This is a genomic window from Flagellimonas eckloniae (assembly GCF_001413955.1).
GTDB lineage: Bacteria > Bacteroidota > Bacteroidia > Flavobacteriales > Flavobacteriaceae > Flagellimonas > Flagellimonas eckloniae.
In genome coordinates this window covers 4,110,330-4,118,402 of the sequence record NZ_LCTZ01000002.1, presented here as the reverse complement: position 1 = coordinate 4,118,402, position 8,073 = coordinate 4,110,330, and the positions used below count along the sequence as shown (strand labels likewise).

Sequence of the window (8,073 nt, the reverse complement as noted above, 5' to 3'; positions counted from 1 at the left end):
GATACTTTCTAAGTTAGGGTTGAATAGATTGTTCAGAAAATTATTTGTCTTAGATGACCCCAAATTGGAAAAAGAAATCTTTGGCCTAAAATTTAGAAACCCAGTTGGACTTGCAGCAGGCTTTGATAAGGATGCAAAGCTTTATAATGAGTTTTCCGACTTTGGATTCGGATTTGTAGAGATTGGAACGCTTACACCAAAACCTCAAGAGGGAAACCCAAAGAAAAGACTATTCAGGTTAGTTGGAGACCAGGGAATTATCAATCGAATGGGTTTTAACAACAAGGGAGTTTTTGAAGCTGTGGAACAGCTGAAAAAAGAACACCGTGTGATTATTGGTGGTAACATTGGAAAGAACAAAGTAACAGCCAATGAAGATGCCATAAAAGATTATTTGATCTGTTTTGAAGCACTTTTTGAACATGTGGACTATTTTGTAGTCAATGTAAGTTCTCCCAATACTCCGGGGCTTCGCGAACTTCAGGATAAAAAACCGTTGACCAATCTATTGAAAAAACTTAAAAGGCAGAACGGAAAATTGGCACAGAAATACAAATCTAAAGAAAAACCGATTTTACTAAAAATTGCACCTGATTTAAGTGATGACCAATTATTGGATATTGTTGCCATTATGGCTGATACCGCGATTGAGGGAATTATTGCCACCAATACCACTATTTCTAGAAAAAATCTAAGTTCACATCTAATATTGACCGAGGAAAAAGGGAGGTTAAGCGGAAAACCTCTTGCAAAGCGAAGCACGGAGGTAATTCGATTTTTATCAGAAAAAAAGCAATAAGGCGTTTCCTATAATTGGAGTAGGGGGGATTCATTCCCCGGAAGACGCTTTGGAAAAATTGGATGCAGGCGCTGACCTTATTCAATTGTATACTGGTTTTGTCTATGAAGGCCCAGCACTTATCAAGAAAATTAACAGAGCTATTTTGGAACGAGGTTAACACTAATTATCTTTTTAGTGTGAAATGGCTTTTATATTCCTTTGGAACTCCTTCAGTATTTTCATAAGAAATTTTAAACCAGTAGTCGGAAGCTAAAACCTGATTTCCATTTCGGGTACCATCCCATTCAACTTCGCCTTGAAATTGCTGTTGAATGACTCCAAATCTATCGTAAATGGTGATTTCTGGATTCTGTATCTCTGTTAAGCCATCTATTTTCCATGTGTCGTTGATTCCGTCACCATTGGGAGTGAAAAAACGTGGGGTAATCCACAAAAAACAAATCTTGGGAGTAAATTTCACATCCATAAATATTCTGAATATGGGCCGTATGTTTTCCACCGGACTAAATTTTCAAAAATGGGATTTTCCACAAATGTACCATTGTCAATTGCGAACATGTAAGAATCATTGTTTTCCGTTCTAATGGAAACAGTAGTGTACATCAGAAAAGAGGTCACTTAAAATATCAATCTCAAAAAAGTGTGGGTGGGGGAGGAATTGCTGAAACTGAGGTTAGGAGTAAGTTGGAACATCCATACTGCAAGTTGGTAATTTCCACCAGAATATAGGCCCGGTGACATTGCTGAGTGGGTGCTATCGTTCTCATTCTGTATTTGGCCTTCAGAATCATTAGGAATTGTTAATACCAAGTAAAAGAATAATCTATAGTTGATAAACCAGTATCTAAGACTGGTAGGTCGCCTATGGGAAACCCTTCTTCATCAACACAAATCATATACTCTTCTTCCAAAGATGCCTCAAAAGATATTTGTCTAAGGTTTACTATAAAGGATGCAATTTCATAACAGCTGTTTCCAGATGAAATACGAGCATAAATTGTCTCTTGGGTTTGTGAAGGGAAATTATCTATTGGGTCTTTCAATTTCATTTTCAAAATTTTCAGCATCCCTATTATACCTGTAGTAATTGACCTGATAGATTCCAGCGTCTTGATTGCCTAGAATAAGTGGACTATTTTGAGTTAAGTCGATGGCTTCCTCCCCATCGTTATCAAAATCACAGGTAGTGAGATGCTAAAGGCGTATTTTCCACATGGGGAGGGTGCAGGAACATATTCAATTTCAATCATTCCAGAAAAGGAGCAGGTTGATGAAAAAATCAACAATAACGTCATAAGTTCCATCTTGTGAAATATTTATAACCGGTGTATCATCAAACTGGGGAAGTCTCTGGTTGTTTCTATACCATTGATAGGACAGGGCACCTGTGGAAGTGGCATCCAATTCATAAGTTTCACCGATGCACAGATGGTTGTCCATTTTGGACGGTTCTATCTTCCCCAAGTCCAACATCAGTAGAAAAGCTACTACCTTCCAGAAAGACTGCTGAATCCAATGCGGAGTCCAAATTATCAGCTATAACCAGTTTAATACTATAAACCTCTCCAGGTGTAACTTCTGAGGCTGCAACCATACTTCTGGTCATTCCGGCCATAGAGATAGCTGAATCATCATTGTTGGAACGGCCATAAAACCCTATATTTTGTGCTTCACATATTCCCGACACCCCTGGTCTTATTGTTGTAGCAGAAACAAGGTCCTCGGTGCCAGGAACAAGGGCAAGGTTAGTGGAGTTTCCATTTGAATCTGTTAGAATAAAAGCAAAAACATCCGAAAACGTGCATTGAAAATCATCTTGGTATTCTTCCGAGGCAAAAAGAAAATTAAAACTTATGCGGTTTGTTAATGATATAAAATCAAAACTTATATAGGAAGCGGTTGAAAAGGATTACTAGTGCCAGTGATGTTTGCCAAATCACTATCTCCTAACCAGGTTTCGGACCCTGAACTTCCAGTAAAATTGTTTGGCCCCACAGCATCTAAAACGTTACCTGAAGAGATAACTATACCTTCCCCATAGCTAAAATTACTGCCGTTGGAATTGAAATAACCAATTCCGTTAATGCCTTCGATTGTTCCGGTGGATGATTGAAAATTAAAGGTTTGCGCACAAACCACTATCTACCAGGATGTCCTTGACAAGTTCCTCAACAGTGTAATTTTGGTCTACCATAATTTGCTGTCCTAAACAAAATATACTTTGGAATAGAATACAAAACTGAACAATTTTTCGAGCCCATGACTAGGTAAAATAGAGTAACCGCCAAGGTTAAATATAGGTTTATTTTGGTTATCGATACGAATTATGACTTTAGATGGTGGGTTATCCAAACAAGCTACCTTTAATCTGGTAGATAGAAGATATATTATTTTGTAATTTTCATTTTCAACCAAATTTATGGAATGAACTATGAAATTCTAACTGCTTTCATTTTAGGCTCTTCAGTTTTGGCGATATTTCCAGGCCCCGACAATATCTTTGTGTTGACGCAGAGTATGACCAATGGTGTTAAAGCAGGCCTGATAACGGTAGCAGGCTTGGTAAGCGGTTGTTTGGTTCATACGACCTTACTGGCCTTTTGGTGGTTTCGCGAAGTTATAAAGAGAAGTGATACTATTTTCTTTGGGGATCAAATTGTTTGGAGCTGCTTATCTTTTATATCTGGCTTTTATGGTTTATAAAAGTGAAGCTTCAATTCAATTGGACAAAGGAAAAAGGTCCAAAAAAAGTATCATCCAAATTGTTCTGGAAAGGATTCCTTATGAATGTATTGAATCCTAAGGTAACTATTTTCTTTTTGGCTTTTTTTCCAGGGTTTTTGTTTAGCGATGAAATGAATATCGTTTCTCAGTTTTTATATACTGGGATTACTTTTTATGCTGACTGCACTAATTATTTTTGGACTTATTGCTATTTTTGGCCGGTGCCATTTCTAATTTTCTTAGAAAAAATCCAAGAACGGGCGTGTACTTGAAGTGGCTCCAGATTTTTGTTTTTCTCGGGGATAGCATTGTATCTCCTTCTATCAGATAAATAGTGGTAATTTTATGGGCGCAATGTCAAGAATAAAACTCATAGAATGCCCAAGAGATGCCATGCAGGGTATTAAAACCTATATTCCAACGGCCGAGAAAGTGAAATATATCCAATCACTTTTGGGGTGTGGCTTTGATACTATCGACTTTGGGAGTTTTGTTTCTCCAAAAGCCATTCCCCAAATGGTTGACACTGCAGATGTTTTGGCTCAATTGGATTTATCCAAAAACCAAAAGCAAGCTTTTGGCAATTGTAGCTAATGTTAGGGGGGCAACTGATGCATCCAAGCACGCTGCTATTGACTATTTAGGGTATCCTTTTTCTATTTCAGAAAACTTTCAAATGAGGAATACCCATAAGACCATAACCCAATCTGTTGATACTCTTAAAGGGTATCTTGGAAATTGCAGGTGCCGAGAATAAAGAAGTGGTCACCTACATTTCCATGGGTTTTGGAAATCCTTATGGAGACCCTTGGAATGTGGAGATTGTAGGTGAATGGACAGAAAGATTGGCAGAAATGGGGGTTCGAATTTCTATCCCTTTCCGATACTATTGGAAGTTCTACACCAGAGGTCATTGATTATTTATTTTCAAATTTAATCCCCAAATATCCCAGCATTGAATTTGGGGCACATTTGCATACAACCCCTGCCAAATGGCATGAAAAAGTAGATGCTGCATATAAAGCGGGCTGCCGTCGTTTTGATGGTGCTGTACAAGGCTTTGGAGGTTGCCCAATGGCAAAAGATGAGCTTACCGGGAATATGCCAACTGAAAAAATGCTGTCCTATTTTACTGCAGGAAAAAACGGATACAGGAGTCAATTGGATGGTTTTTGAGGCGGCATTTAACAAGGCTACCGAGCTCTTTTCCAGATACCATTAGAACTTTCTTATTTCCACTAAAAGTCTTCCGAATGTTAAATTTCAAAACTTATTTAAATTTAATCTAACATAAATTTGTTAAAAAAATTAACAACGGATATATTTGCCTTACTATTTACATTTAATCTAAATAAACTTAAAAAATGTTACTAAAAAGATTTTTCATATTAAGTATGTCCGCAGGCTTAATTGTTTCCTGTTCCAGTGATGACTCTGATGATGTTGACCCAATAGGAATAGACAACCCTGCTACATATGTTTTTGAAAGGGAAGGAGAAACTTCAGTAAGCTTTAGTGGTCAGACTACTCGTATTTTAATGGCAGAAGAAATCATAGCCAAATTTCAGGATGAAACTACAACCTTAGAAGAATTGACGGCTATGTTTGCACATGTTGAAGGAGAAAGTGATTTTTCAGATGCTGACCTAAATGCATCAGACAAGAATATTCTTGGCAAAACTGCCGCCTCCTTTGATTTCTTTTCCAATAATGCCACAGATCAGGTTTTGATTCGTGCTGATTTTGAAAGTTGGATACAGGCTCAAGTAGATGAGGTTTATCCAAACTGGAATGTAGCCGCTATGGCGGGAGCTGCCGGTCAGATTGCCGATGGCACCTCTGTAAGATACATTACGGATAAGGGACTTGAAATGAACCAGGTATTCAACAAGTCATTGATTGGGGCCTTGATGGTGGACCAAATGTTGAATAATTATATCAGTTCCTCAGTTTTGGACCCTTTTACTGCTGCTAATGATTCCGAAACTTTGGTGACGGACAAGAATTACACGGATATGGAGCATGACTGGGATGAAGCCTATGGCTATGCCTTTGGTACCGCTGCAGATTTGACCGATCCTAGACCTACTATTGGGGAGGATGACAATTTCTTGAACAAATACATTGGACGCGTTGAGGGCGATACCGATTTTGCCGGTATTACTGATGATATCTTTGAAGCACTAAAATTGGGCCGTGCTGCAATTGTGGCCAAAGAATATGATGTAAGAAACGAACAGGCAGAAGTACTTAGGGAATTAATTTCAGAAATAATCGGTATTAGAGCCGTGTATTATTTGCAGCAAGGTAAAAATGCATTGGATCAAACAACCCCCGACTATGGTGGTGGTTTCCATGACCTATCAGAAGGTTATGGCTTTATTTACAGCTTACAATTCACTCGTCAGCCAAATTCCGATGCGCCGTATTTTACGAAAGCTGAAGTAGATGCTTTTCTAATCGATTTATTGGATGATGGGGACAATGGACTTTGGGACGTGACCCCTACCACCTTGGATGCAATCTCAACATCGATTGCTGACCGATTCAGTTTTACTGTCGAAGAGGCTGGAAGCTAAAATGAAGTATTTTCATTTAACTTTTTAAGGATGAAATAAAAAGAGGCGGGTATTTGGTTCAACCCTGCCTCTTTTGCTATCTTTGGCGATCATTAATTTGGAATAAATAAAAATAATTGCATGAAAAAAACGTGGTATCTTCTTTCCATCGCTGCATTTGTCCTGTTCATTTGGGCCTGTTCCTCAGATGGGTCTTCTTCGGATGATGGCGGAGGAGGTGATGATGAGGTTCCAGTAACGTTTGATCGGGGAGCTATGTTGGCCAATTGGGCGGATAATATTATAATACCTTCGTATAAAGCTTTTCAGTCTGAATTGTCTGATTTAGAATCAACTTATGAAGCTTTTGTCGCTGACCAAAGTGTTATAAATTTGGAAGCTTTTAGGACCTCATGAGTGCCAACATAGCTCCCCGATCAAACGTTACTGGAACCTCATCATCACCTCCTCCGCCATCATCCGAAGAAGACCCATCTGAGGAACAGGCCCAAATGAACAGGACAAATGCAGCGATGGAAAGAAGATACCACGTTTTTTTCATGCAATTATTTTTATTTATTCCAAATTAATGATCGCCAAAGATAGCAAAAGAGGCAGGGTTGAACCAAATACCCGCCTCTTTTTATTTCATCCTTAAAAAGTTAAATGAAAATACTTCATTTTAGCTTCCAGCCTCTTCGACAGTAAAAACTGAATCGGTCAGCAATCGATGTTGAGATTGCATCCAAGGTGGTAGGGGTCACGTCCCAAAGTCCATTGTCCCCATCATCCAATAAATCGATTAGAAAAGCATCTACTTCAGCTTTCGTAAAATACGGCGCATCGGAATTTGGCTGACGAGTGAATTGTAAGCTGTAAATAAAGCCATAACCTTCTGATAGGTCATGGAAACCACCACCATAGTCGGGGGTTGTTTGATCCAATGCATTTTTACCTTGCTGCAAATAATACACGGCTCTAATACCGATTATTTCTGAAATTAATTCCCTAAGTACTTCTGCCTGTTCGTTTCTTACATCATATTCTTTGGCCACAATTGCAGCACGGCCCAATTTTAGTGCTTCAAAGATATCATCAGTAATACCGGCAAAATCGGTATCGCCCTCAACGCGTCCAATGTATTTGTTCAAGAAATTGTCATCCTCCCCAATAGTAGGTCTAGGATCGGTCAAATCTGCAGCGGTACCAAAGGCATAGCCATAGGCTTCATCCCAGTCATGCTCCATATCCGTGTAATTCTTGTCCGTCACCAAAGTTTCGGAATCATTAGCAGCAGTAAAAGGGTCCAAAACTGAGGAACTGATATAATTATTCAACATTTGGTCCACCATCAAGGCCCCAATCAATGACTTGTTGAATACCTGGTTCATTTCAAGTCCCTTATCCGTAATGTATCTTACAGAGGTGCCATCGGCAATCTGACCGGCAGCTCCCGCCATAGCGGCTACATTCCAGTTTGGATAAACCTCATCTACTTGAGCCTGTATCCAACTTTCAAAATCAGCACGAATCAAAACCTGATCTGTGGCATTATTGGAAAAGAAATCAAAGGAGGCGGCAGTTTTGCCAAGAATATTCTTGTCTGATGCATTTAGGTCAGCATCTGAAAAATCACTTTCTCCTTCAACATGTGCAAACATAGCCGTCAATTCTTCTAAGGTTGTAGTTTCATCCTGAAATTTGGCTATGATTTCTTCTGCCATTAAAATACGAGTAGTCTGACCACTAAAGCTTACTGAAGTTTCTCCTTCCCTTTCAAAAACATATGTAGCAGGGTTGTCTATTCCTATTGGGTCAACATCATCAGAGTCATCACTGGAACAGGAAACAATTAAGCCTGCGGACATACTTAATATGAAAAATCTTTTTAGTAACATTTTTTAAGTTTATTTAGATTAAATGTAAATAGTAAGGCAAATATATCCGTTGTTAATTTTTTTAACAAATTTATTTAGATTAAATTTAAAT

11 protein-coding genes and 2 pseudogenes are annotated in these 8,073 nt (G+C 38.6%); 6 read left to right on the top strand and 7 right to left on the bottom strand.

Annotation, left to right across the window (positions count from 1 at the left end):
* A pseudogene (locus tag AAY42_RS17850) lies at positions 1-959 on the top strand (quinone-dependent dihydroorotate dehydrogenase); the annotation flags it as partial.
* A gap of 6 nt (positions 960-965) precedes the next feature.
* Here the strand turns inward: AAY42_RS17850 and AAY42_RS17845 are convergent.
* The 5 genes from AAY42_RS17845 to AAY42_RS17825 all read right to left on the bottom strand — a co-directional run bounded on the left by AAY42_RS17845 (position 966) and on the right by AAY42_RS17825 (position 2,941).
* The gene (locus AAY42_RS17845) at positions 966-1,268 is read right to left on the bottom strand and encodes a T9SS type B sorting domain-containing protein (RefSeq protein WP_055397648.1); all 303 of its coding nucleotides are present in this window, start codon (positions 1,266-1,268) and stop codon (positions 966-968) included.
* Positions 1,269-1,602: 334 nt separating this feature from the next.
* On the bottom strand, positions 1,603-1,851 hold the full coding sequence (locus tag AAY42_RS17840) for a hypothetical protein (protein WP_055397647.1): 249 nt from the start codon (positions 1,849-1,851) through the stop codon (positions 1,603-1,605).
* A gap of 193 nt (positions 1,852-2,044) precedes the next feature.
* Entirely contained in the window at positions 2,045-2,242 is a 198-nt protein-coding gene (locus tag AAY42_RS17835; protein WP_055397646.1) for a hypothetical protein, read from the bottom strand.
* On the bottom strand, positions 2,217-2,657 hold the full coding sequence (locus tag AAY42_RS18375; protein ID WP_245625651.1) for a choice-of-anchor L domain-containing protein: 441 nt from the start codon (positions 2,655-2,657) through the stop codon (positions 2,217-2,219). Before AAY42_RS18375 ends, AAY42_RS17835 begins: the two co-directional genes overlap by 26 nt.
* 29 nt (positions 2,658-2,686) lie before the next feature.
* Positions 2,687-2,941 carry a hypothetical protein gene (locus tag AAY42_RS17825; RefSeq protein WP_055397643.1) on the bottom strand — a complete coding sequence of 85 codons (255 nt, stop codon included), beginning with the start codon at positions 2,939-2,941 and terminating at the stop codon, positions 2,687-2,689.
* A gap of 285 nt (positions 2,942-3,226) precedes the next feature.
* Between AAY42_RS17825 and AAY42_RS18540 the strand changes: the two genes are divergently transcribed.
* From AAY42_RS18540 to AAY42_RS17805, 5 genes and pseudogenes are all read left to right on the top strand, one after another.
* On the top strand, positions 3,227-3,505 hold the full coding sequence (locus AAY42_RS18540; protein WP_245625642.1) for a LysE family translocator: 279 nt from the start codon (positions 3,227-3,229) through the stop codon (positions 3,503-3,505).
* Positions 3,506-3,507: 2 nt separating this feature from the next.
* Entirely contained in the window at positions 3,508-3,798 is a 291-nt protein-coding gene (locus AAY42_RS18600; protein ID WP_262491959.1) for a LysE family translocator, read from the top strand.
* An 82-nt stretch (positions 3,799-3,880) separates the two neighbouring features.
* Positions 3,881-4,748, top strand: a pseudogene (locus AAY42_RS17815) (hydroxymethylglutaryl-CoA lyase).
* Positions 4,749-4,920: 172 nt separating this feature from the next.
* Positions 4,921-6,105, top strand: a complete 1,185-nt coding sequence (locus tag AAY42_RS17810; protein ID WP_222836826.1) for a DUF4856 domain-containing protein — start codon at positions 4,921-4,923, stop codon at positions 6,103-6,105.
* A 120-nt stretch (positions 6,106-6,225) separates the two neighbouring features.
* Complete coding sequence (locus AAY42_RS17805; RefSeq protein ID WP_055397642.1) at positions 6,226-6,501, top strand: hypothetical protein; 276 nt, start codon at positions 6,226-6,228, stop codon at positions 6,499-6,501.
* On the opposite strand, the gene AAY42_RS18365 is transcribed toward AAY42_RS17805, so the two are convergent.
* Entirely contained in the window at positions 6,488-6,646 is a 159-nt protein-coding gene (locus AAY42_RS18365) for a hypothetical protein (RefSeq protein ID WP_175288787.1), read from the bottom strand. The genes AAY42_RS17805 and AAY42_RS18365 overlap by 14 nt on opposite strands.
* Positions 6,647-6,761: 115 nt before the next feature.
* Complete coding sequence (locus tag AAY42_RS17800) at positions 6,762-7,952, bottom strand: DUF4856 domain-containing protein (RefSeq protein WP_245625641.1); 1,191 nt, start codon at positions 7,950-7,952, stop codon at positions 6,762-6,764.
* Positions 7,953-8,073 lie beyond the last annotated feature (121 nt).